This window comes from Paenibacillus liaoningensis, assembly GCF_059609455.1.
In genome coordinates this window covers 1-22,374 of sequence record NZ_JCAALU010000028.1, presented here as the reverse complement: position 1 = coordinate 22,374, position 22,374 = coordinate 1, and the positions used below count along the sequence as shown (strand labels likewise).

The following is a 22,374-nucleotide window of genomic DNA, read 5'->3' as shown; positions in this document are numbered from 1 at the left end:
CGTCTATCAGCACTTCCATTTGTTGGCGAATATACAGGTGAATGTGTCGGTATTGAAAGAGTAGGGGAGGAAAAAACTTTGAGGCGGCACATAAACGCAAAAAAAGCAGAACCATAAAGGCTCTGCTCTTGTCATTAAAATATGGCTCTTACTTAAACCCGCTTGGCTCCGCGTCCACCGCGTTTGCCTTCGGTATTCTTCTTCAGGGAGGAAATGCGTTCTTCACTGTCTTTCAGGAAGCGCGACACTTTATCCTCAAAAGTTGGTTTTCCGTAAGCTGGTCTCCCGGCCTGCTGCTTGAATGGACGTCCACCACCGCCGCCACCGTGTCCTCCACGGTCGCCACGATCCTGACCGCCACCACTGCCGCCACGATTAAAGCGTTCTCCGCCGCCGCCACCAGGCCCGCCACTTGGACGAGAGCTTGGACGTGATTCGCGTGCAGGAGGCAGTTGGCCTTCTGGTCGATCAATTGCCTGTTTAATGGAAAGTCCAATTTTTCCGTCTTTGTCAACGTTAATCACTTTGACCTTGACCACGTCTTCGATCTTCAGGTGATCTTTCACGTCTTTGACGTAATTATCAGCAATTTCCGAGATGTGAACGAGACCTGTGACACCTCCAGACAAATCAACGAATGCCCCGAAATGCGTAATGCCTGTCACTTTGCCCTCTAACTTCGCGCCTACTTCAATTGCCATAAAATAAAATGTTCCTCCCTAAAAGTTTCGCTTAATGTACTATTAACGTGATTATAACCGAACGGAAGAAGGAAGGTCAACAGACGTTCACCCGTTTGTGCGTCTATTTAACCACCTGTATCTGTTGTTCGCCCTCTTTAACCATGCCTTGACCTTTGGTTGCCAGCTGGGCAATATATTCCGGATCGTTAAGCCGCTCAATTTCCTGTTGCAGCTGCTGCGCCTGATTTGTAGCTTCTTCCTTCTGTTTCATTACAGCTGCAAGCCGCAGTTCGGTAGCGTTTTGCTGCTGGATTTGTCCAAAGAAGGTATAAGCCGCCCAGCCCATGAAGAGGACAATAAACATCATCCACATCTTGATCCGACGCTTGGAGCCTGGATTAACGGTTAACTTGTTTGCTGCTGCTGTCGCCAATTGCTTGTACCCCCTTAAGAAATTGAACCAGATGCATCCATCACTCGATCTGCTCCATGCCATGAAAACTTAGAATAACTTCCGCCAAAGCGCAACTACGCGTGCAACCGCTGCCTTAAAGCGCTCTGTAAGCTTAAGCTTATCGGCGTACTTGATAATTAGGCGGTTCAACGGTCGTATGATAGGACCTAATACCCACCATAGCAATAGCCATAATGGACGAGTCAATTTTAACATAATTTTTAGAACAAAAATAGTGAAAGCAGTCCCAAATCCCAGTGCTACAATACCTAATTTGTATATCAGAAGGATCGGCTTAATAATGACAAATTCCACCGTTTTGACAATTCCTCTGATGAGTGCGCGGATGGCGCGAATGATGCCCTGTACCAGTTTGATGACTGGCTTGCTAAACAGAAAGTAATAGCTGGTCACACCTATTGCCAGCCCTAGGAAAACGTACGCCCGCACCTCGCCATTGTTGCTTGCGTACAGCACACGAAACACGATAATCGACGCCACCAGCCAGTAAATAATGTCCAGAACCGGCAGCCACCACCGTGGAAACCGCAGCTCATTCGACACCACACGATAGCCGTCAAAAGCGACTCCCATGCCGATTCCTGACAGAAGCATCATCGCGAGCGTGTACCACTGCATCGTCAGTGTCACTTAAATAATTTACCAAATATGCTTTTGGATTTGCTTGGGGCATTGCCGTCCAGATAGGCGAGTGAATGAACGAGCCCCTCTATAGCGACAAAGCCTTGCTCCAGGCTGAGATGCTTAATATGCAGGTTCTGCCCTTTAATCGTCAGGAAGCCCAGATCGGTTTCCAGCAAAAACTCCTCGCTGTCAAAGCTCTCCACGTTTAATACGCCGGTAATCTCCAGAAGCTTTCGATTGAGCATCTTCACTTCCTGACGCTTCTGTCCTTTATTCTGTTCCACCATTGACCCGTCCCTCCACTTCAAAAGCGTAGCTTATGCTAAAGCTTATGGGAGTGGGACGAACTTTAGAACCTGTCCAGAGGGACAAACCTATGGAATCTATGAAAGGGCTCATGAAAATAGAGCTGCTACCGATATATACCCTATTCTATGATTTTGAAACAGCAGAATGCCTTGCCTTCCTATCTATTAAAAGAAAGCTTCTATTGCGCTCAGCGGGCGCTTTTTACCCGTTTCAGTTGGGCTACAATAATGATGCTGATCACGACGAGCAGCAGCCATGAGCTGATTTTGCTCACATGAACGAGCGTCCATTGCTTTTCCTGATCCGGATAGGCCCATGCCCCGAAAAAAGTCATAATATTTTCCGCAATCCAAATAAAAAAACCGGTTAGAACAAAAGCCAGCGTAAGCGGCATCTTATATACAGCTTCCCCTAGCTTGAAGTGGACGCTGGTACGCCAGAATACGATAATCAGCCCCGCCATCAGCACCCATCTGAAATCCCACAAATAATGATGGGTAAAAAAGTTCAAATATATCGCTGCGCTGATCGCTACCGCATACGCCATTTTGGGCCAGCCCACCATCTCCAGATGGAGCCTGCGCCAGGACTGACAAATATAGCTTGCTACGCTCGCATACATGAAGCCGCTGTACAGCGGAACATCGAATACTCTCGACCAGCCTTCGCCCGGATACGTCCAAGAGCCCATTTTCACCTTATACACCTCAAGCGCCAGGCCGATAATGTGAAACAGGCAAATAACCTTCAGCTCATCCCACGTCTCCAGCTTTGTAGCTACCATAACAACCTGCATGGCCAAGCAGATGAGCAAAATAAGATCATAACGGGCGATACCCGGCACATGGACGTAATGCGTAAGAGCCATAGCCCCGAAGATTGTAACCGGAAACAGGCAGTTCAGTGCCTGCAAGTAGCCGAACAACAGCAGCTTTTTCAGAAAAAATATCATTTCGCCGCTGCTTCATTAACCACGCCGCTCAAATGCAGCGCACAATTAAACTTCTCGCATGTCCAGCCGCCTGCGGCATTCGCATAAATCGTCGAGATGGACGTATTTTGAAGCGGCTCGTTCTTATAGGCATCCGGCACAAGCTCCTTCAAGCAGCGGCCGATGAGCGCACCATGGCTGACGATGAGTACATTTTCACCCGGATGGTTAAGGGCAATCTCCCTCAGCACCTCGCTGCCACGACCAACAACGGATTCATGGCTTTCACCCTGCCAGTCCATTTCCCGCCAATCGGCTCCCCACTTCTCGATGCGCTCTGCCTCCGTGGTGCCCTCCAGCAGGCCGCCTCCCATTTCCCGCAGCCGTTCGTCCTGCTTGACCGCCATGCCGCCGCCCAGACGCTTTGCCACCGCCTCAGCCGTCACAAGCGCCCGCTGCAGATCACTGGAGTAAATATGATGCCATTCCTCCTTGCTGAGCCGCTCCGCCAATACCTCCGCTTGCTGCAAGCCTTCCTCATTCAACGGAATATCCGTAGAGCCCTGCGCTCTCCCCTCGACGTTCCATTGCGTAACCCCATGTCTAATCCAACCAATTTTCGTCATGCTCCACTTTCCCTCCTTGATTTGCTCCGTCCATGGTTATATACGCAAATTTATAAAAAAAGGGCCGCTCTGCACATAATTACCATGCGCGAGCAACCCTTTATCTTTATTGCCATTCAAGATCATTGTCACGCGGACGCTGTTCTTCCTTCAGCACCGTGTAGAGCTCACCGGCTTCATCCTTGCGGGTCGTTTCGGCAATTCGCTCAATTCGAACGGTTACCGTCTTCTGCCCGTATTGGATAGCAAGCTCATCCCCAACCTTTACGGCGCTGCTCGCTTTCGCTTCGCGGCCGTTGATCCAGACGCGTCCCTGCTCGGACACATCTTTAGCGACTGTACGCCGCTTGATCAGGCGGGATACCTTGAGAAACTTATCCAGACGCATGAATTACTGGATAGCTTCTTTCAGCTTGTTGCCTGCTTTAAATGCAGGAACTTTCGATTCTGGAATGTTAATCTCTTTGCCTGTTTGTGGGTTGCGGCCAACACGGCTGGAGCGTGTGCGCGTTTCGAAAGTACCGAAGCCGATCAATTGTACTTTGTCTCCACCAGCAAGAGCATCTGTTACTTCTCCAAGAAAGCCGTTAAGAACAGCCTCTACATCACGTTTAGTCAAACCGCTTTTTGTTGCAATGTTGTTAATCAAATCTGTTTTGTTCATTCTAAAATCCTCCTAATAATAAGCTTAGCTAATGGTATAGCCGCGCAGTGCGGCCTACGTTCGTGAAAGTTTGAAACTGTTACACTTACGAAGTTAACTTATTCTGCTTGCCGACATGAATTCCTGCCGCTGACCGCAAATTTTTTTCACGAAAAGTGCGGAATCTTTGCTGCTATTAGCGAACCGCGTCCCTTACTGTCGCTTTGCTTCTTCCCACCAGCGGTCCATTTCTGTTAAATCAGTCTGGTCAAATGTTTTGTTGTTTATACGAAGCTGCTCTTCAATATAAGCAAAACGAGACTTGAATTTCCGGTTTGTCATCGTCAAAGCTTCCTCTGGATCCGCATGGATGAATCTCGCTGCATTGACGACGGCGAACAGCAAATCGCCTAGCTCGCCCGCCTGCTCCAGCTCGTCCTTCGAGGCAATCGCTTCACGAAGCTCGGAGAGCTCCTCCTGGATTTTATCGAGCACAGGCCCAAGATCATCCCAGTCAAAGCCGACCTTCGCCGCTTTCTTCTGAAGCTTGTATGCCTTCATCAGCGCCGGAAGGTCCTGCGGAATGCCGTCTAGCTGCGACTGCCGGCTGGCAGCTGTGCCATTGCGCTCCTTCTCTTCAGCCTTCATCTGCTCCCAATTGCCAAGCGCCTCATCGGCATCCGCAGCGCTGCTTGCGCCAAATACATGCGGATGACGGAACAGCAGCTTCTCGTTCAGCGTCTCAATGACATCATAGACGGTAAACGCGCCCGTCTCCTCCTCCATCTGGCTATGCAGCATCACCTGCAAAATCACATCGCCGAACTCTTCGCGCATTCCGTCCGGATCATCATTATCTATCGCTTCAAGCGCCTCGTAAAGCTCTTCGATAAAGTTTTTGCGGATAGACGAGTGCGTCTGCTCCCGATCCCATGGACAGCCTTCAGGGCTGCGCAAAATGGCCACAATCTCATGAAGCCGATCAAAAGAGCGGTTCAGCACCGCGTCCTCCGTCGTACGCGGCACATACAGCAGCGATAGATTGCCAAAGCCTTGTGTACGATCAAGCTCATAGAGCGGCACGCGAATAATCTGCTCCTCGCCGGCAACACCGAGTGCATGCCCGATGACAACCTCGAAGTCGTCGGGATAACGCTCCATTAAAGCCAGCTTCACGTCGGATGCGGTAAACGCATCGTAAATTTGCCCAATAATCGTATGTACGCGCGGTTGAAGCATGGCGGGCTGAAGCTCTGCGGCATCCAGCAGTGCAAAACCCTCAATTGGATCTATGCCGAGCCGGATAAACGCTTGATCCAAGAAGCTCTCGCCGCCGATAATGTCGAGCTGCACGCCCGCAGCTGCACAGCGCTCGCGAAGCAGCTGCACCGTGCGCTCTGCGACCATCGGATGCCCTGGTACGGCGTATACGAGCGCCCCTTGCAGCGATTGAGCCTCCAGCAGCAGCGTGGCCGCTATCGCCTCATATACCTCCGGAAACGTATCATGCTGCTCGTACACGGAATCAAACGAGGTATACGCTAGCTCATGCTCCTTGAGCAGCGATATCGCCGGATGCTGCTCCGTCCTGACATAGACGCGCGCTGCCTGCTGGAGTCTGCGCCATACGCCAAGCGTCATTTGATCGGCGTCGCCAGAACCGAGGCCAACAACCGTAATATGCGGTTCACTCATTATTCTCCCACTCTCCTACAATTGGCTTGTCCCATTAGTATACTAAAGAAGACGCTGCTACTACAAAAAAGCGGACAAGCACATTTTAATCAATTCCTTTTTATGGAAAATTGAGGTATTATCTAGTCGAAGGGTTCGATGCCGTTCGATAAACCCTCTATAACCAGAAAGGCGGAGAATTAATTTGAAGAAATCCTTAATTTTAATAACGACATCGGCAATCATCGGAATCGGCACACTAACTAATCTGTGTTATTTAATCATCCAAGCCAAGGTTAATAAAAAAAATGGCGTTTATATCGGCTTAAACTGGGATGGATTTTTCCCAAATTACTCGCAAGGCACATGGTAACTAAATGAAAAGGACCTATAATAATTTAAATGCCAACGAGCAAAAATTGCATAAATTCTCCAGCATTGCCTCATCACTGCTTTATGGCTCCTTATTCGGCTACTCGCTCAATAAAGACATTTTTTTTATTTGGCTCATATTGATGCTGTGCGGCGGAATCGCTCTTTTACATGTAAAAAAGTGGATTAGGACAGAACTGCGAACAAAAATGATGACCCAAATCATCGTGTTCACCGTCCTGTTGGATGTTTGGATCGTTTCTGACTTCATTCCTGTGCCTATGCTGATTAAACAACTCGTTTTTTTAATTGCTTTTTGTCTATTGGGCTACAAATATTTCAAGCTGCTTTATGCAGGCGAGCTCGCCGTTCAAGATGATGCCGCTATAAACACGCAAAAGCCCGGTGCTTAAACAGCTAACCTGCTGTGTGCACCGGGACTGTTCGTTTGTAGGGACAGCCTGTCCTACTGCTCCATTTGCTTCGCTAAAAAACCAGCAGCGGTCTCAGCCATTTTTTGCTCCATAATCGACATTTTCACAGCTTCATCCTTACTCAGCAGCACCACGGTACCGATCGGATCTCCGCCTGCAATAATAGGTGCTATAACGAAGGCTGAAAAAGTGTCACTTATATCTTTAATCATCTCATAAGCGCCAGGAGTCGTTTCGGCTACAGCCTTGCGGTTCTCCATGCAGCTCTCCAGTATCGGCCCAACCTGCTTGTCTAACAGGTCTTTCTTAGAGGCTCCGGCTACCGCAATAATCGTATCCCGGTCAGAGATGAGCGCCACGTGATTCGTGCTCTCGAACAGCGATTCTGCGTATTCTTTGGCAAAATCCCCGAGTTCGCCAATAGGAGAGTACTTCTTGAGAATAACCTCCCCATCGCGATCCACAAATATTTCAAGCGGGTCACCTTCCCGAATGCGTAGTGTCCGGCGAATTTCCTTCGGAATAACTACACGCCCAAGATCATCAATGCGGCGTACAATTCCAGTTGCTTTCATTTCATGTTGCCCCACTTTCCTAGAGGATTTTAAGTCTACTGGGTACGAACTACCTGTCTAATAGCGTAAACGGCTATCGCCGAAATGCAGCGGCAAAGGCTCGTTTCGCGCTGAAATATAAGCGGGTTATAAGCAAGGAACTTATAAAGTCTTATATTTAAAAAAACACGGCTAACAGGCGGGAAGCCTCGAATGCTGAAGCAGTCGTTTTTCGATGCATGACGAAGGCCGCCACTCGAATGACCGTTCTTTACTTGATCAAGCCAGGCAACTCGTTTGCTGTGAATCTGACCATAGTATTCATCCGCTCCCAATTTCTTATGCACGCACCTTGAACAGCAACCCTTCAAATCATTTTACCCTTTACATCCCCTTCATTAACACCGCCTTTCAGCACTCCTGAAAGGCGGCAGGCAGCTCGTTCCCGGACTAATTTCCTAGTTCCAGCGGGCGAATATTCACGAAATTTTTAAATATTTGTCGCTTCATCCAGCTCTTGGCCAGCAGCTCCACCATTTTGATTTAACCCTGATTTGGTTAAGCCTTTTGTTCTTGCCCTCCGCGGGCCTCCTCTTTTTGCCCTTCTTCTCCCCGAAAAGAAAAACATCCCGCTGCTCCATTAAGAGCGGCAGGATGCCTGAATAACATGACGGTAGCAAGCAAAGCCATAGCCGCAAGCAGTTTGGGACGAGCCTTGAGAACCTCGGCAGTAGGGAAATTCCGCTGATCTTTCTGTTCCTCTTCCAGCACAGCCCTAGTCAGTTTCTCCATTATTAACTCCTCCTTTAAAATCACTCAATCATGCTTCAGCAGATCGGCAAGCTCGCGCTTTAAAGCTAAAAATGATTGGTGCTCACGCACTTCTGGCGAACGCTCCGCAGGCAAGTTCACTTTAAATTGCTTTAAAATCCGCCCAGGGCCAGCCCCCATTACGACAATGCGCTGCGACAGAAAGATGGCTTCATCAATATCGTGCGTAATGAAAAGCACGGTGGTTTTCTCCTTTTGCCACACATCCAGCAGCATCTCCTGCATCTCCAGCTTGGTCTGGGCATCCAGCGCGCCAAATGGCTCATCCATCAGCAGCACCTTCGGGCGATTGGCAAGCGCCCTGGCAATGGCCACACGCTGCTTCATTCCCCCTGAAAGCTGCTTCGGATATGACTTGTCGAACGACTCAAGGCGGATGATTTTGAGCCAATAATTGGAGATCGCCCGGCGCGCAAGCGTGGGTACCCCTTGCAGCTTGAGACCATATTCGATGTTTTCACGCACCGTCAGCCACGGAAACAGCGTGTAGCCTTGAAAGACCATGCCCCGTTCTGCACCGGGCCCGACAATCTCTTCGCCATCCAAAGCAAGCATGCCGCTCGAAGGCTCATCAAGTCCGGCGACCATGCGAAGCAGCGTAGATTTGCCGCAGCCAGACGGGCCCAGTATCGTCAAAAACTCATTGGAGCCAATAGTGAGCTGAATATCACGCAGCGCTTCAAAGCTGCTTTTTTTCGTTTGGTATACCTTATGGAGATCGCGGATTTCGATCGTTCCGCTGCCAGCAGCCGCTATGGCAGCTGGCTCGTTTTGCGCCAATACATTCTCCTTCGGCTGCTCTTTCTCTTTCGCTTTCGCTGTTACCGTCGCCATATTCAAACGTGATCGCCTCCATAAGCGTTCAATTTGCGCTGCCTAGCCTGCTTGCGTTCCAGCAAGCAAACCGGCATCGGATTTGACTAACTGCCGCCCGATTTGTCAGGTAATCTAACAATTTTAATTAGAATACCGCAAATTTTTACTATTTGTCAATTTATATGTTAGGTTTATTTACATTATACTTGTAGCCTGCTCATATTTTCGCCAGCCGCCATAAGCCGAAATTCGCTCTGCCCCTTCAAGAGCATAGCCTTCACAAATAAAGCCCGGCACCTCTTCTCCATGTTCAAGCTCCACTTTTCCTATGCCCAGTGGCGCCGGTATAAGAGCCGCGAACTCGCCGAAACGCGCCAGCGGCATTCGCCAAAGCTCCAGCGCGACCGATACGCCACCTCGATCCAGCTTAATCATGCCAGGCTTTGCCGGCGTCGTAGAAAGCTTAATCAGCTCATATTTAGCCGCCGTGCTCGCTTCCCTGACAAAGCTCGCTCCGAATGCATGCATTTGCCGCTCTAACGCGAATCCGCGCATATGGAGACCGCATACAGCTACTAGCGTCGTCTGATCGGCGTCGACGGTTTCGGATGGCACTGCTGCAACTGCGCTATTTTGACTGCACTCCGTCCAGCCCGACTGCCCAGACTCCATTGTCTGGTTGGCATACAGCCTCCCCAAGCCTTCAAGCAGATGCTCTTGATCCGCTAATGCGAACAGCGTTATGCCAAAAGGCAGCCGCTCCGCTGCCTCCCCCGAGGGAAGAGCTACCGCACTTAGATCGAGCAAATTGCAGTGGTTCGTAAAAGCGCCCATTGCCGTATTCGTCTGTATAGGCTGCTCGCGCACCTGCTCACGCGTCCACGTTCCGCCACAGGTAGGCTTAACCAGCACTGCATCATCGAGCAGGCTCTTTGCCGCCAGCTTGAAGGCTTGCAAGCGATGCATGGAAGCAAATACGGAAGCTGCCGTATGGCGCTCAGCAGCTCCCGAACGAAGCACCTGCTCCGTTGCAGGCACCGTAATTCCGGGATGGCTTTCGATAAAACTGCCCAGATCAGCCCAGCGTTCTGCCACCCAAGGACCTTCATATAGCTCAGCTGCCGCTTCCGCAAACAAGCTGCAATCCACATTTTCAATGGCAATCCCCAGCTGTTGCAGCTGTTGAACGGAGGCATCCCATGCCTGAGCGTAATCCCCCGCATACGGTCCATAAAAGGCCGGACGCTCTAGCGGCAAATACAGCTTGGACGGCAGGCCGCTCGCAGAGCGCGCAACCTCCCTTGACCATGGATCAGCGGGATCAAGGCCGCGAGCGGAGCTGTCGACGGCGAGCGCATCCTCTATACTGTGGGCGAATACCGTCACACAGTCCAGGCTGGCACAGGCAGGCACGACGCCCTTGGTCGGCCACGCGCCAAGGGTCGGCTTATAGCCGACAAGCCCATTCAGCGCAGCCGGCACCCGGCCGGAGCCGGCGGTGTCTGTGCCAAGCGAGAATACCGCTTGGCCGCGGGCAACAGCGACAGCCGAGCCGGAGCTCGAGCCGCCGCTGATCAGCTTGGGGCGCAAAGCATTATGCGCCTCGCCGTAAGGGCTTCTCATGCCGACCAAGCCGGTGGCGAATTGGTCGAGATTGGTTTTGCCCAGCGGAATGGCTCCCGCCCGAACTAAACGCTCCACTACAGTGGCGTTTTCTTCTGGCGTATAGGCAAATTCCGCACAAGCTGCCGTTGTCGGCCAGCCAGCAACGTCGATATTGTCCTTGATCGCGAAAGGGATGCCCCAGAGCGGCGTTTTTGCCGGATCAAGCAGCGCGAGCCGCTCCAAATAGGGGCGCAGCCGCGCAAGCGCAGGCGGTGTAATCCAGATGTTCATTGCGGCATCCCGCTCGGAACGGCGGATGATTTCTTCAATAACCGCCTCAGGAGCAAGCTGCTTGGCGGCATATTTTTCACGCAGCCACTGCATCGTAAGCACTTCAGGAAAAGTAACAGCCGTCATACGAGCGACACCTCTTTCTGGATTTGCATAATGCCAGCAACAAGCTGGCCAGTATGAACCTCATCACCAGGCTTGACATAGATCGAAGCAACGACCCCGTCACAGGATGCCTGCTGGGAAAACTCCATTTTCATGCTTTCGACAATGATAAGCGTATCGCCCTTTTTCACCTGATCACCCGGACCTACGAGCACTTTCCAGACGCTTCCCGGCATATTGCAGCGTATAGCCTCCACTCCCGCAGGAAGCTCCTTTTCTTCGCCTTGAGCCGCACCATCCTGCTCAGACACATATTCCGCAAGCCCAAGCGCCTTCCAGCTATCGCGCTCTGCCTTGAACGCCGCCTGCTGGGTGTCGCGGAACGACGCCGCATCCTCTTCAATAGAAGCAAGAAATAGCAAATAGTCATTCAGTTGAAAGGTCGTCTCCTTAATTTCGACATCAAAGCGCCCACGCGGGAAGTCCTCACGCATCTTCAGCAGCTCATCCGCAGCAACCGGATAAAACTGAATTTGGTCAAAAAACCGCAGCAGCCACGGCTTGCCCGCCGTAAAGCTCTTCGTCGCCTGCAGCTTATTCCACATTTGAATCGTGCGCCCAACAAATTGATAGCCGCCCGGCCCTTCCATGCCATAGACGCACATGTAGGCTCCGCCAATTCCAACTGCATTTTCAGGCGTCCACGTCCGCGCCGGATTATATTTGGTCGTCACCAGACGATGCCGCGGATCAATGGGCGTAGCAACTGGCGCACCCAAGTACACATCGCCCAAACCTAGCACCAGATAACTGGCATCGAAAACGATTTGCCGCACATCCTGCCTATCCTCCAAGCCATTGATCCGGCGAATGAACTCTATATTGCTCGGGCACCATGGAGCATCCGGACGCACCGTTTGCTGATAGCGGTCTATCGCCAGCTGCGTGGACGGATCGTCCCATGACAGCGGAAGCCGCACAATTCGCGATGGAACTTCAATGGTCTCAAGCGGCGGCAGCAGGCTATCCAGCTCCAGCAAGCGGCGGCAAGCATCGCGGGCCGTGATGCGAGTGCGATCGATATGCACCTGCAGCGAGCGAATGCCCGGCGTAAGATCAAGCACCGGAAGCGAAGCATCCGCCCGTATGGCCTCCATCAGCACATGCACCTGAAAACGGAGCAAAATGTCCAGCTTCAGCTCGCCATATTCCACGAGCAAATTCTCATCCCCACTGCACCGAATAGCGATGGGAAAACGCCGCCCCTCCTCCTCGCTGACGAGCAGCGGATAGGACGGCGAAAGCAGCTGCCCCCTAGGCTCAGGAAGCTTCAGCTCTTGAAGTGACGCCATGTCGCCTTCGCCAAGCGCCCGCAGATTAGCTTCCTGTGCCTCGCGCAGCACATCAGCCTCTTCAAGCGTCAATAGCTGAAAATAGACCTTGTCGCCGGGATGCAGCTGCCCCAGCTTCCAAAATTCGGCCGAAGCCGTCGTAACCGGACATACAAAACCGCCGAGGCTCGGGCCATCTGGCCCCAGCAGGATCGGCATATCGCCCGTCAAATCAAGCGTTCCCACAGCATAGGCATTGTCGTGAATATTAGAAGGATGCAGCCCCGCCTCTCCGCCATCCTCTCTAGTCCAAAGCGGCGCTGGGCCGATTAAACGCACGCCTGTGCGGGAGCTGTTAAAGTGAACCTCCCACTGCGTTTCGGTTAACTGCTGCAAATATTCCGGCCGCAAAAATTCCTCTGTACAATGCGGTCCCGGTATAACGCCGATTGTCCATTGCCCTGTAATGGCCGGACGGTACACAGGAGCAAACTCCACCGCTAACGGTGCGGATAAATAGTCTCGCGACAGCTCCGAGCAATGTTCAGAGAACGCCATTTCATGTGATAGCATGCTGCCAGCGCCTAGCACTCTCAGCACATCCCCAGCTCGCAGCGCCCGGCCGCCATGACCGCCAAAGCCGCCCAGCGTAAACGTTGCAGCACTACCCAGAATAAGCGGCATATCCAGTCCGCCTGCAATTTGCAAATACGTCCGAAGCCCCGCCGCCGCCTCGCCGAAGCTGAGTACCTGACCCGCCTTCGCTAGAATAGGCGCATACAGCGGAACAAGCTCACCGTCCAGCTTCGCCTGCATATCAGCACCCGTCAGGCAAAACCGCATAGCAGCGCGGAATCGATAAGAACCTCCGCGCAATGTCAGCTCCAGGCCCGCTACCTGATCCGAATTGCCGAGCAGCTTGTTGCCGAGACGGAAGGAGTAAGGGTCCATTGGTCCGCATGGCGGCACACCGACATCCCAATGCCCGACTCTTCCGGGCCAATCCTGCACCGTCGTCTGCACGCCGCCATCCAGCACCTCAATGGCTTGTTCCACTGGCGCAAAGCCTTCCAGCATCCGCGTATAAACTAGCCCCTCCTTGCAAGCTGCATCCTCAAGCAGCGCCTGCACATATTGCAAATTCGTCGTCAGTCCGTACATCCGCGTCTGGGCCAGCGCCTCGCCCAATTTGCGCAAAGCATCGTCGCGATCCGTGCCGTGCACGATAATTTTCGCCAGCATCGGGTCATACAGCGTCGTAATGGTCATGCCATCTCTCACCCATGTTTCATTGCGCGCCCGCTCCGAAAATCTCGCTTGATCCAGTTGCCCCGCACTCGGGCGAAAGCCCTGCAGGCAATCCTCGGCGTAAATCCGCGCCTGAATGCTATGTCCCTGCGGCTTCTTCACGAGCGTATGCAAATCGCGCAGCTCGCCCGCCGCTTCCCGCACCATCCATTCCACGAGATCGAGGCCAAGCACTTCTTCCGTAACACCATGCTCTACCTGCAGCCGCGTGTTCACTTCCAGAAAATAAAAAGCGGCCGTTTCCGGGTCATATAAATACTCCACCGTCCCCGCACTGCGGTAGCCCACTTCGGCAGCGAGCCTCGTTGCCGACTCCATCATGGCCGCGCGGACACTATCCGGCAAATGGGGCGCCGGGCTTTCCTCCAGCACCTTCTGATTGCGCCGCTGCACGGAGCAATCCCTCTCACCGAGCGCAACAACCTCGCCATAGCTGTTGCCGAAAATCTGCACCTCGACATGGCGCGCTTTGGCGATGTATTTTTCCAAAAACATGCCGCCGTTCTTGAAATTCGTCTCCGCCAGATGACGAACCCCCTCATAAGCAGCAAGCAGCGCCTGCTCATCGTCACACACCCGCATACCGATACCGCCGCCGCCTGCCGTGCTTTTCAAAATAACCGGGTATCCGATTTGCTCCGCACGCAGCACCGCTTCTTCCACACTGTCAATCAGCTCGGTTCCCGGCAGCATCGGAACACCCGCCCTTGACGCCAGCTCACGAGCGGAGTGCTTCAGCCCAAACTGCTCCATTTGCTCCGGAGTCGGGCCGATGAATACGATGCCGCGCTCGGCGCAAGCACGGGCAAAGTCTGCATTTTCACTCAAAAATCCATAGCCCGGATGAATCGCCTCCGCACCTGTTGCGATCGCCGTCTGAAGAATGAGCTCCGCATTCAAGTAGCTCTCTTTGGCGGGACCATCCCCAATCCATACCGCTTCGTCGGCGTTATCGACATGCCTGCTGTCTTGATCTGCCTGCGTGTAGACAGCAACAGATTGAATGCCCAGCTTGCGCAGCGTGCGCTCGATTCTCACGGCAATTGCGCCACGATTAGCAATCAGTACCTTTGTAAACATAGCGACCTCTCCCCGCATTTATTTATTCGTTCCAGATCAGCACCTGTACAGGTGTTGGGTTATAGGCATTGCAAGGATTGTTAAGCTGCGGACAGTTGCTGATGAGCACCGTTGTCCTGCCGTGCGATTGCATCTCTACGTAATAGCCAGGCGCGGATACGCCGTCCGCAAACTGCAAGCCTCCTTCAGCGGTCACCGGCACATTCATGAAAAAATTTACGTTCGGCGCTAAATCGCGCTTTGTATAACCCGCCTCCCGCTTCGACAGCTGGAGCATGAACGTATCGCGGCAGTTGTGCATATGCAGCTTTTCATGGGCATATCTCACCGTGTTGCTCTGGGCAGAGCAGGAGCCGCCAATCGTATCGTGGCGTCCGCATGTATCGGCAATGATCGTCACGAGCGGCTTGCCCGATTCCGCCCGCAGCACCGACCCCGCCGTTAAATATACGTTCGCTTGCCCCGCAATCGTCGCGATGGCACTATAGTGATCTTCCGGCTGATCAGCGTCGTAAAAAAGCGTGTCCGCCGCCTGATTGCCTTCCAGATCGACAATTCTGAGCACTTGGCCAGGCAGCAGATCATGCATCCAGCCATCACCCGCCAAAATCGTTTTACTGTATACAGCCTCCGCTACCTTGCGCGGGCTTTCTATCAGATTAAATGCGGCCATTATTATTCGCCTCCTCGTAAAGCATCGTATTCCCACGTATTTTCAAACGCACGGCGATTTTCCGCACGATAATTCACACAGTAATCATGCTCCCGGTCTACCGCTTCCGCAGCCAATACTTCAATCAGCACAGGAACCGATGGATAACCCCTTCTTGCATCGAGCGGATTAGGCGTATTCGATAACACTAGCAGCACATCCATTTCCGTCCTAAGCGTTACAGCGCTGCCCGCCTGGCAATGATGCTCCGCATAATGCATATCACCCTGCTCGTCGCAGCTGATTTTGGAAAACCAATTGACGACCGGCATTAAATCTCTGACACCCATGCCGCTTCGCACGAGCTCCACCGCCAAATTTTCCTGCCCGCTTCGCAGCCAGCCGTTTCGAAGCTCCTGATAAGTCGTCGCACCATAGCGCTCATCCGTCAGCTCGCGGCTTGTGTAGCCGCCAAGCGGATCATGCCAGCCAAGCTCATCTTCTACAATGCTGACCATTGCGCGTCCGTTGTCGCTCATCAACACATTCCCTTTGGTCAGATGTGAGGTATGCTGCGCCTTAAGGGTATCCGGCATATTGTAGCGTTCATTCAGATCTGCGGCACTGAACAGCATGGCAGACACATTAGCCCCACCTTCAAGGGCAGTCAAACGGATGAGCCTCCCCCGTCCAATAACACCTGACCACTTGCCTCCAGCTTCAATTGTCTTGCTCCACCCTTTACTCATTTCCACTCCGCCTCCCCGTGAATATAAATAAAAAAAGCCTGGGAGATTGATCTCCCAGGCTTTTATCCTTCCGTGTTATACAGCGATTCGCGCCAGCAGCGCTTATATTCGACTGTATGCCGTCTCTCGGACCAGGCTTAGCTTTCATCAGAGGAGGCAATCCCCATATGCACCTAACGGAACCCTAGACAGCGGTTTGTTTCCAGTTTATTTTGCAACGGAAACCCATATTCAATTGTCATATAACCTAACACTAAATAGATTATATGACCGTTGAATATCATTTGTCAACGATTATGTTAGATAATGTAACATTAAATATAACGCTATATAAACAACTCACCCTTCTACGGCATTGAGTATGCGTCTAATTGCTCCTCTCGGTTTAGCGAAATAGTAATCTTCTTGATTTTTCGTTCACTTGAAGCGAGCCAATTTCGAACTTCTTCAAACCCCGTTTTAGATGATTGCAGATCAGCCGAAGCCATCCAAAATTGATTATTATCTACCCATTCGTAGTCAGGAATCGGCCAAGTTGGCGTGTACATATACACCTCGCCCAGTTCCGCCCTCTCATATGGAACAACCTTCATCTGCACCAAATCAACAGCAAACAACACATTCCGGACAATCTGCCCGCCCTCATTGTAGCCAAATCTCAATAACAGCCTATTTTTCTCTGGAGAAAGCTTATAATCTTGAAAAATGCCGTCCGCCAAGCCAACGCTCACAAGCCCGGAATTACTTTCCTTCACCAAAATAGACGAGCATTGCTTATTGCCACAATTGTACTTCAGCAAAATAAAACGTTCTTGATCAGCGATATCGAGCATTTCCAATTGAGTCCGTTTGACTTCTTTTTCAATATCAGCAGCATGAGCTTGCAAGCCTAAATATTCCTTATAGAGCGGGATATCGCCAATAGCTAATTCCACCTTCTCGCCGTTAGCCCCTTCGACCACGAGCACCTCAGGTCCAACCTTCTCCGTTTCCAAGCGAACCGAATCAGCCGCATCTGTACCGGCAGGAACCTCCTTATGATTGCCCTTCAAGAAATAAACAGCCGCTGCTCCCGAGACAAATACAAATGCCATCACAATAACAAGCACCAGAGATGAACTCTGCCGCTTTTTGTTCATTTTCATCCCCCCATCTGCTATACCATTAACCCTCATGCCTGCAACATACATACTAATAGCTTTAAAGTAAACGACGCTTCCTTCCATAAAAAAGTTACAAGGCAGCCGCGCTCGTTTAATGACCGCTGACCCAGTGAATCCCCCACCCCAAACAAAGCCAAACAGCAGCTTATCGTCCTTAGACGGCAGCTGCTGTTTGGCTTTGCTCTTGCCCATAATCAGGCTCTCTATCTGCTTCTCTCTATTCCTTAGGCTCACCAGCAATTTCCGGAGGCTCGGCTGGTTTTGGCTTTGGCAGCCTGCCAGAGCGGCTAAGCGCCTCGCGCAGCAGAAACTCAATATGTCCATTAACGCTGCGAAATTCCTCATTAGCCCATTGCTCCAGAGCGCGGTGAATGTCAGGATTCAGTCGGAGCGGAAAAGCTTTCTTTTCTTTTCCCATTATCGACAGCTCCTTACGTGTACAAAGACCCGGTATTAATGACCGGAGTAGCAGAACGATCCGATACGATCGCCACCATCAGATTGTTGACCATCGCCGCACGCCGCTCCACGTCCAGCTCAATTCCACTATCCTCCAATTGCTTCAACGCCGCATCCACCATGCCAACTGCGCCTTCAACGATTTTCTGGCGAGCCGCCACAATCGCTGTCGCCTGCTGCCTTTGCAGCATCGCGCTAGCAATTTCCGGCGCATAGGCCAGATGCGTCAGCCGCGTCTCAATCACTTCAACTCCCGCAACAGCAAGCCTGCTTTGCAGCTCCTTGAGCAGCTCTTCAGCCACTTCCTCCGAATTGCCTCTGAGCGACATCGCATTCTCATCCGTATGCGTATCATACGGGTGCTGCGCCGCCGTGTGGCGAACAGCCGTCTCGCTTTGGATTTCCACGAAACGCTCATAATTATCGACATCGAAGCTGGCACGGGATGTATCCGTCACTTTAAATACAACAACCGCTCCAATTTCAATCGGATTGCCGTCAGCATCATTGACTTTCAGCGTATGGCTGTTAAAGTTGCGCACTTTAAGCGACACCTTCTGCTTGTTCGTCAGCGGAAGCGTCATCCACAGCCCCGCATTCCTTACCGTACCGATATATTTTCCGAAAAAGGTGATGACCTTCGCTTCATTAGGCTGCACAATCGTCAGCGAGGAAGCGGCGATAACAAAAACAAGAATCAGCAAAGCACCTGCAATAATCAAAAGAAAGTCCGGCTGTGAGTCCGATGCGCCAAACACAATAAGAATAACTCCCCCAACAAGTGACAATATGCCAATGAGCAATGCTAAAAATCCATTCACATGCCAAGCTTTGTACTCCTTCATCTGTCAGAACACCCCTTAGTATTAATTTGATATATTTATGATATCACTTTTTACATTTATATGCAAGCAAGCGCAAACGGCTGAAGCCGTCCTCTGGCGGCAAAGCTGTCGTTTCGCGCAGAAATATAGAGAGAGGCTGGAAAAATCATATACTATCCTATAATTTAAAAAAGGCCCACAATCCTCAGGGAAATCTCCCTATTGGACTGCAAGCCTCGCATAGCAGGTACTGATATTCTTTTTTTAACATCACGATCCCGATCGAATGCTTCGCGTTCTTCATTTCAGGAGTTCACACCCTTCACCAAGGTAGACTTGGCGGACACAACAGCCGCTATTTTAACAAAATCAAGGGTTATGGCCAGACAGCGGACTCAGGAGCAGCTAACGCACTCCCCATCACCATTTTGACAGGATTATATAGGTGATAACGGATTCCCTGTCCGCTTACGGCCCAAAATCAGATCAAAAGCCAAAATAGCGGAACCTCAGTCCTCGAACCCTATACCCAAGGAAACAATCTGCGGTTCAAAAAGGCAAAAATGCGGTCGCTAATCAAGCCCAGCAATCCAATGACGAAAATACCAACAAAAATTTCCTCCGTATTCAAAAATCGCTGCGCCTTCATAATCGCATATCCCAGCCCGCTGTTAACCGCAACCAACTCCGCCACAACCAGATACGTCCACGCCCAGCCGAGAATAAGCCGCATCGTATGCATGAGCTGCGGTTGGATCGCCGGTATCAGCACCGTCTCAATCGCCTTCCAACGACCTGCTCCAAGCGTAAAGGAGGCTTGCAGCAAATCTTGCGACACCCTGCGCGTATTGTCAGCTACCATCAGCACCAGCTGGAAGAAGCAGCCGATGAAAATAAGCAGCACCTTCGCCCACTCCCCAATCCCTGCCCATACCATAATAAGCGGAATGAAAGCGACCGCCGGCATATAGCGAATAAATTCCATCGGCGGCTCCACCAGCGCTTCGCCGAACTTGAACGTTCCAGCCAATATCCCGATGGGAATGCCCAATACACATGCCAACAGGAAGCCCGACATTACGCGAAATAAGCTAACGCCAATATGATTCCAATAATCAGAGCTGCCGAGCAGCTCTATAAAGGTAGTCAGAACGACATGCGGCTTCGGCAAAAATACAGGGTTCACTGCCTCCGTATAGCTCAGCAGCGACCAGAGCAGCAGAAGGAGCAGAAAAGAGCAGCTAGCTGTAAGCGCAAACGCCCGGGGGCCGATATCTTTAAAAATCTGTATCCGATGCGGCTTCCGCCGCCGAACTGCTTTCATCGCCATCACTTCCCTGCTGTTGTATTTTTGACGAATTGCGAGTCGAATAGTCCGCTCACGTCATCTATGTCACCGACCATATCAAGTCCGCGCAAGAAATTCGCCGTCTGCCCCGCCGTATACTCAAGCGAGGTATATTCATCACGCTTCTCAAAGGCATGGACATTATCCGCTTGAGAGAACAGCTTGATGCCGTCAAATCCCAGCTTGAGATCCTCCGGGGTCGTTTCCGCCTTAGCAGCGAGCAGCTTCAGCACTTCTTCCTGATTGGCTTCATAATACGCAAGCGCATCGAACCAAGCATCCACCACCTTCTGCACTTCAGCGGAACGCTTCTGCACGACCTCTTCACGGAACACAAGCAGATCCGGAATAAGCCCCGGCGTATCTTTAGAAGAGAACAATACCTTCCCCTTGCCCTCCTTCACCGCAATCGTCTGAAACGGCTCCCACAGCACAGAAGCATCTGACTTTCCCGAAATAAAAGCGGGTCCCGCATCATTTACCGTCATATTGACGTAGTTCACATCTTCTTCCTTCATGCCATTTTGCGCCAAGGCAGTCAGCAGCAGCAAATGATCGACAGTTCCAAGCTCCGTCGCAACCGTTTTTCCCTTCAAATCCTGAATCGACTGAATTTCCGGCTTGCTGACAATAGCATCGCCGCCAAAAGAATTGTCATTTACCAGAACCGCTTTAAGCGGAATTCCTTTTGAAAAAGGAGCAAGCGTATCGCTCAGCGTCTGGCTGTTCGCATCGACTCTCCCCGTTGCCAAAGCTTGCAGCGAGTCGCTGTATACCGGGAAAAACTCCAGCTTGACGTTAACGCCATGCTTTTCAAAAAAACCTTTTTCCTCTGCTACATACCACATATACCAGCCCGGCCACGGGCTTAGGGCAATCGTAATCGACTCCCCTCCCCCTCCTTCCTCCGCTTTGCCTTCTGAACTGCTGCAACCCGACACAACAAACACCGACACGACAAGCAACCCTAAGAGCCAAACCTTCCACGACCGTCTCATTGTCCCACCCCTTGTCTTTATAGCTCCAGCCCCTGAATAACGGGAGATTGGGCTAAGCGTAAACAGCTGTCACCCTCGAAATGGCAGCAAAGCTGCCATTTCGAGGGTGAAATATAAAAATGTATAAGTATGTAACTCATACATTTTTACATTTCTAAAAAAACAAAAGCCTAGGAGATTGTGATCTCCCAGGCTTTTATCCTTCCGTGTTATACAGCGGTTGCCGCCATCTCTCAATGGGTGCACGCTCGCCGTACGCCGTCTCTTGGACCAGACTTGATAAGGCGCAAGCACGCTTGCAGCCTTTCAACGGAACCCTAGACAGCTTGTCGTTCCCGATGTGTACAGCCAGCATAGGAACCATATGTTTTTTTGTTAGAATACCTTACATTTATCTGTATTATAGTAGGGCATCCAACATTCTGTCAATACTCATGTCATGTTAATTTACGTCGTTTTTATCTAAAATGCTTTGTATTATGCAGCAGCTTTCACCGCAGTATCTTCCGGCACTTCCAACGCACCGTAAGTAGTGAACCATTTTTGCATAGTCGGGAAATCGCTTGTGTAAGTCAGAGTCAGCATAAGCAGAATACGAGCATGAGCTGCATTCAAGTTATCCCCTGCCAAAATCCCATCGCTGCCGCCATAAACATTGCCCGATCCGGTTCTTGTCGTCGTTACGAAAACAACACCCTTCTCAATCGCCTTCGTACGTTCTTCCCTCATTGCAGCGGAAATGCCGCCAGCTCCCGTACCCGCTGTAACAATCCCTTTTGCTCCGCCGTCTACGAAGCCTTTGATCGCCTCGCCGCCAGCTCCTTGATACGAATACGCAATTTCAACCTTCGAGAAGCCGGCCTTCGGCAGCTTGGACAGATCAAACGGCGTTGCCCACTCTGCATCGGTTTTCAGCGCTCTTGTCGGCACGCGGTAAATTTGAATAATCGATTCATCAATGTAGCCCAGTGGGCCAAATCCTGGCGACTCAAATGTGTCAAGACGCAGCGCGTTTGTTTTCGTCACTTCACGCACAGCATGAATCTCATCATTCAGCATGAGCACGGTGCCGAATTTCTTCGTCTTGCCGCTCGCCGCCAGCTTGATCGCATTGAACAAGTTCGCCGGAGCATCGCTTCCGATTACTGTCCATGGACGCATAGAGCCTGTAATAACAACCGGCTTCGAGCTGCGAACCGTAAGATCGAGGAAATAACCGATCTCCTCCATCGTATCCGTACCCGTCGTAACGACTACACCGTCGTATTTCTTCAACGCTGCATCTACTGTCATCGATAGGCTTGCCAGATCATCCATCAGATAAGCCGATGAGCCTTTGTTGCCAAATTGTACAGTCTCAACGTCTGCCATCTTATCTAGATTCGGCAGGCTCTTCACCATATCTTTAATTAAAAGCGTACCCGCACGGTACGTTTGAAAGCTTGTCTCATCCGTCGATTGTCCAGCAATCGTGCCTCCTGTACCAATA

General features: G+C 51.3%; 23 protein-coding genes and 2 riboswitches. Of the genes, 1 reads left to right on the top strand and 22 read right to left on the bottom strand.

Going from position 1 to position 22,374, the window contains the following annotated elements; translation table 11 throughout:
• Positions 1-152: 152 nt before the first annotated feature.
• The 9 genes from AC6B99_RS31130 to yabN form a co-directional block, all read right to left on the bottom strand.
• Positions 153-701 (bottom strand): S1 domain-containing RNA-binding protein, encoded by a 549-nt coding sequence (locus AC6B99_RS31130; protein ID WP_056034813.1) that lies wholly within the window; start codon positions 699-701, stop codon positions 153-155.
• 103 nt (positions 702-804) lie between these two features.
• On the bottom strand, positions 805-1,116 hold the full coding sequence (locus AC6B99_RS31125) for an FtsB family cell division protein (protein WP_056034815.1): 312 nt from the start codon (positions 1,114-1,116) through the stop codon (positions 805-807).
• 69 nt (positions 1,117-1,185) lie between these two features.
• Entirely contained in the window at positions 1,186-1,788 is a 603-nt protein-coding gene (yabQ, locus tag AC6B99_RS31120) for a spore cortex biosynthesis protein YabQ (RefSeq protein ID WP_063892552.1), read from the bottom strand.
• On the bottom strand, positions 1,785-2,069 hold the full coding sequence (gene yabP / locus AC6B99_RS31115) for a sporulation protein YabP (RefSeq protein WP_056034818.1): 285 nt from the start codon (positions 2,067-2,069) through the stop codon (positions 1,785-1,787). The genes yabQ and yabP overlap by 4 nt, the downstream gene beginning before the upstream one ends.
• 209 nt (positions 2,070-2,278) lie before the next feature.
• Complete coding sequence (locus AC6B99_RS31110) at positions 2,279-3,040, bottom strand: DUF817 domain-containing protein (protein WP_081418787.1); 762 nt, start codon at positions 3,038-3,040, stop codon at positions 2,279-2,281.
• Positions 3,040-3,648, bottom strand: a complete 609-nt coding sequence (locus AC6B99_RS31105; RefSeq protein ID WP_056034823.1) for a histidine phosphatase family protein — start codon at positions 3,646-3,648, stop codon at positions 3,040-3,042. The genes AC6B99_RS31110 and AC6B99_RS31105 overlap by 1 nt, the downstream gene beginning before the upstream one ends.
• A 106-nt stretch (positions 3,649-3,754) precedes the next feature.
• Entirely contained in the window at positions 3,755-4,036 is a 282-nt protein-coding gene (locus AC6B99_RS31100) for an RNA-binding S4 domain-containing protein (RefSeq protein ID WP_046234424.1), read from the bottom strand.
• Between the two features lie 3 nt (positions 4,037-4,039).
• Positions 4,040-4,312: an HU family DNA-binding protein gene (locus AC6B99_RS31095; RefSeq protein WP_046234423.1), complete on the bottom strand. Its 273-nt coding sequence runs from the start codon at positions 4,310-4,312 to the stop codon at positions 4,040-4,042.
• A 192-nt stretch (positions 4,313-4,504) separates the two neighbouring features.
• Entirely contained in the window at positions 4,505-5,986 is a 1,482-nt protein-coding gene (yabN, locus tag AC6B99_RS31090) for a bifunctional methyltransferase/pyrophosphohydrolase YabN (RefSeq protein ID WP_056034825.1), read from the bottom strand.
• 356 nt (positions 5,987-6,342) lie between these two features.
• On the opposite strand from yabN, the gene AC6B99_RS31085 reads away from it, so the two are divergent.
• A complete protein-coding gene (locus AC6B99_RS31085; protein WP_496664974.1) occupies positions 6,343-6,750 on the top strand; it encodes a hypothetical protein in 408 nt (135 codons plus the stop codon).
• A 53-nt stretch (positions 6,751-6,803) separates the two neighbouring features.
• Here the strand turns inward: AC6B99_RS31085 and spoVT are convergent, their stop codons facing one another.
• The 13 genes from spoVT to AC6B99_RS31020 all read right to left on the bottom strand — a co-directional run.
• Positions 6,804-7,346, bottom strand: a complete 543-nt coding sequence (gene spoVT / locus AC6B99_RS31080; RefSeq protein ID WP_046234419.1) for a stage V sporulation protein T — start codon at positions 7,344-7,346, stop codon at positions 6,804-6,806.
• Positions 7,347-7,883: 537 nt separating this feature from the next.
• On the bottom strand, positions 7,884-8,117 hold the full coding sequence (locus tag AC6B99_RS31075; protein ID WP_496664973.1) for a hypothetical protein: 234 nt from the start codon (positions 8,115-8,117) through the stop codon (positions 7,884-7,886).
• Positions 8,118-8,141: 24 nt separating this feature from the next.
• Positions 8,142-8,990 (bottom strand): ABC transporter ATP-binding protein, encoded by an 849-nt coding sequence (locus AC6B99_RS31070; RefSeq protein WP_496664980.1) that lies wholly within the window; start codon positions 8,988-8,990, stop codon positions 8,142-8,144.
• A gap of 177 nt (positions 8,991-9,167) precedes the next feature.
• The gene (gene atzF, locus AC6B99_RS31065; protein ID WP_496664972.1) at positions 9,168-10,994 is read right to left on the bottom strand and encodes an allophanate hydrolase; all 1,827 of its coding nucleotides are present in this window, start codon (positions 10,992-10,994) and stop codon (positions 9,168-9,170) included.
• Positions 10,991-14,692 carry an urea carboxylase gene (gene uca, locus AC6B99_RS31060; protein ID WP_496664971.1) on the bottom strand — a complete coding sequence of 1,234 codons (3,702 nt, stop codon included), beginning with the start codon at positions 14,690-14,692 and terminating at the stop codon, positions 10,991-10,993. The genes atzF and uca overlap by 4 nt, the downstream gene beginning before the upstream one ends.
• A gap of 22 nt (positions 14,693-14,714) precedes the next feature.
• Positions 14,715-15,365, bottom strand: a complete 651-nt coding sequence (locus AC6B99_RS31055) for an urea amidolyase associated protein UAAP2 (RefSeq protein WP_056034837.1) — start codon at positions 15,363-15,365, stop codon at positions 14,715-14,717.
• A gap of 2 nt (positions 15,366-15,367) precedes the next feature.
• Entirely contained in the window at positions 15,368-16,093 is a 726-nt protein-coding gene (locus tag AC6B99_RS31050; RefSeq protein ID WP_056034840.1) for an urea amidolyase associated protein UAAP1, read from the bottom strand.
• 49 nt (positions 16,094-16,142) lie between these two features.
• A riboswitch (guanidine-I (ykkC/yxkD leader) is annotated at positions 16,143-16,292 on the bottom strand.
• 148 nt (positions 16,293-16,440) lie between these two features.
• Positions 16,441-17,448 (bottom strand): hypothetical protein, encoded by a 1,008-nt coding sequence (locus AC6B99_RS31045; protein ID WP_496664970.1) that lies wholly within the window; start codon positions 17,446-17,448, stop codon positions 16,441-16,443.
• A 25-nt stretch (positions 17,449-17,473) separates the two neighbouring features.
• Positions 17,474-17,674 (bottom strand): type II toxin-antitoxin system antitoxin, encoded by a 201-nt coding sequence (locus AC6B99_RS31040; protein WP_056034846.1) that lies wholly within the window; start codon positions 17,672-17,674, stop codon positions 17,474-17,476.
• Between the two features lie 13 nt (positions 17,675-17,687).
• Positions 17,688-18,560, bottom strand: a complete 873-nt coding sequence (locus AC6B99_RS31035; protein ID WP_494882947.1) for an SPFH domain-containing protein — start codon at positions 18,558-18,560, stop codon at positions 17,688-17,690.
• Positions 18,561-19,062: 502 nt separating this feature from the next.
• On the bottom strand, positions 19,063-19,869 hold the full coding sequence (locus AC6B99_RS31030; protein WP_496664969.1) for an ABC transporter permease: 807 nt from the start codon (positions 19,867-19,869) through the stop codon (positions 19,063-19,065).
• Positions 19,869-20,885, bottom strand: coding sequence for an aliphatic sulfonate ABC transporter substrate-binding protein (locus tag AC6B99_RS31025; RefSeq protein ID WP_494882945.1), 1,017 nt, complete (start codon positions 20,883-20,885; stop codon positions 19,869-19,871). The genes AC6B99_RS31030 and AC6B99_RS31025 overlap by 1 nt, the downstream gene beginning before the upstream one ends.
• Before the next feature lie 183 nt (positions 20,886-21,068).
• A riboswitch (guanidine-I (ykkC/yxkD leader) is annotated at positions 21,069-21,217 on the bottom strand.
• A gap of 145 nt (positions 21,218-21,362) precedes the next feature.
• Positions 21,363-22,374 (bottom strand): asparaginase (locus AC6B99_RS31020; RefSeq protein WP_496664968.1); only part of this gene is annotated, 1,012 nt, incomplete at its 5' end.

Excerpts from the sequence above, each read along its gene's own strand:
- uca (WP_496664971.1), bottom strand. The coding sequence starts at position 14,692 with ATGTTTACAAAGGTACTGATTGCTAATCGTGGCGCAATTGCCGTGAGA.
- AC6B99_RS31085 (WP_496664974.1), top strand. The coding sequence starts at position 6,343 with ATGAAAAGGACCTATAATAATTTAAATGCCAACGAGCAAAAATTGCAT.
- AC6B99_RS31055 (WP_056034837.1), bottom strand. The coding sequence starts at position 15,365 with ATGGCCGCATTTAATCTGATAGAAAGCCCGCGCAAGGTAGCGGAGGCT.
- AC6B99_RS31075 (WP_496664973.1), bottom strand. The coding sequence starts at position 8,117 with ATGGAGAAACTGACTAGGGCTGTGCTGGAAGAGGAACAGAAAGATCAG.
- AC6B99_RS31105 (WP_056034823.1), bottom strand. The coding sequence starts at position 3,648 with ATGACGAAAATTGGTTGGATTAGACATGGGGTTACGCAATGGAACGTC.
- AC6B99_RS31035 (WP_494882947.1), bottom strand. The coding sequence starts at position 18,560 with ATGAAGGAGTACAAAGCTTGGCATGTGAATGGATTTTTAGCATTGCTC.
- AC6B99_RS31095 (WP_046234423.1), bottom strand. The coding sequence starts at position 4,312 with ATGAACAAAACAGATTTGATTAACAACATTGCAACAAAAAGCGGTTTG.
- spoVT (WP_046234419.1), bottom strand. The coding sequence starts at position 7,346 with ATGAAAGCAACTGGAATTGTACGCCGCATTGATGATCTTGGGCGTGTA.
- atzF (WP_496664972.1), bottom strand. The coding sequence starts at position 10,994 with ATGACGGCTGTTACTTTTCCTGAAGTGCTTACGATGCAGTGGCTGCGT.
- AC6B99_RS31070 (WP_496664980.1), bottom strand. The coding sequence starts at position 8,990 with ATGGCGACGGTAACAGCGAAAGCGAAAGAGAAAGAGCAGCCGAAGGAG.
- AC6B99_RS31050 (WP_056034840.1), bottom strand. The coding sequence starts at position 16,093 with ATGAGTAAAGGGTGGAGCAAGACAATTGAAGCTGGAGGCAAGTGGTCA.
- AC6B99_RS31100 (WP_046234424.1), bottom strand. The coding sequence starts at position 4,036 with ATGCGTCTGGATAAGTTTCTCAAGGTATCCCGCCTGATCAAGCGGCGT.
- AC6B99_RS31130 (WP_056034813.1), bottom strand. The coding sequence starts at position 701 with ATGGCAATTGAAGTAGGCGCGAAGTTAGAGGGCAAAGTGACAGGCATT.
- yabN (WP_056034825.1), bottom strand. The coding sequence starts at position 5,986 with ATGAGTGAACCGCATATTACGGTTGTTGGCCTCGGTTCTGGCGACGCC.
- AC6B99_RS31030 (WP_496664969.1), bottom strand. The coding sequence starts at position 19,869 with ATGGCGATGAAAGCAGTTCGGCGGCGGAAGCCGCATCGGATACAGATT.
- AC6B99_RS31025 (WP_494882945.1), bottom strand. The coding sequence starts at position 20,885 with ATGAGACGGTCGTGGAAGGTTTGGCTCTTAGGGTTGCTTGTCGTGTCG.
- yabP (WP_056034818.1), bottom strand. The coding sequence starts at position 2,069 with ATGGTGGAACAGAATAAAGGACAGAAGCGTCAGGAAGTGAAGATGCTC.
- AC6B99_RS31040 (WP_056034846.1), bottom strand. The coding sequence starts at position 17,674 with ATGGGAAAAGAAAAGAAAGCTTTTCCGCTCCGACTGAATCCTGACATT.
- AC6B99_RS31045 (WP_496664970.1), bottom strand. The coding sequence starts at position 17,448 with ATGGGCAAGAGCAAAGCCAAACAGCAGCTGCCGTCTAAGGACGATAAG.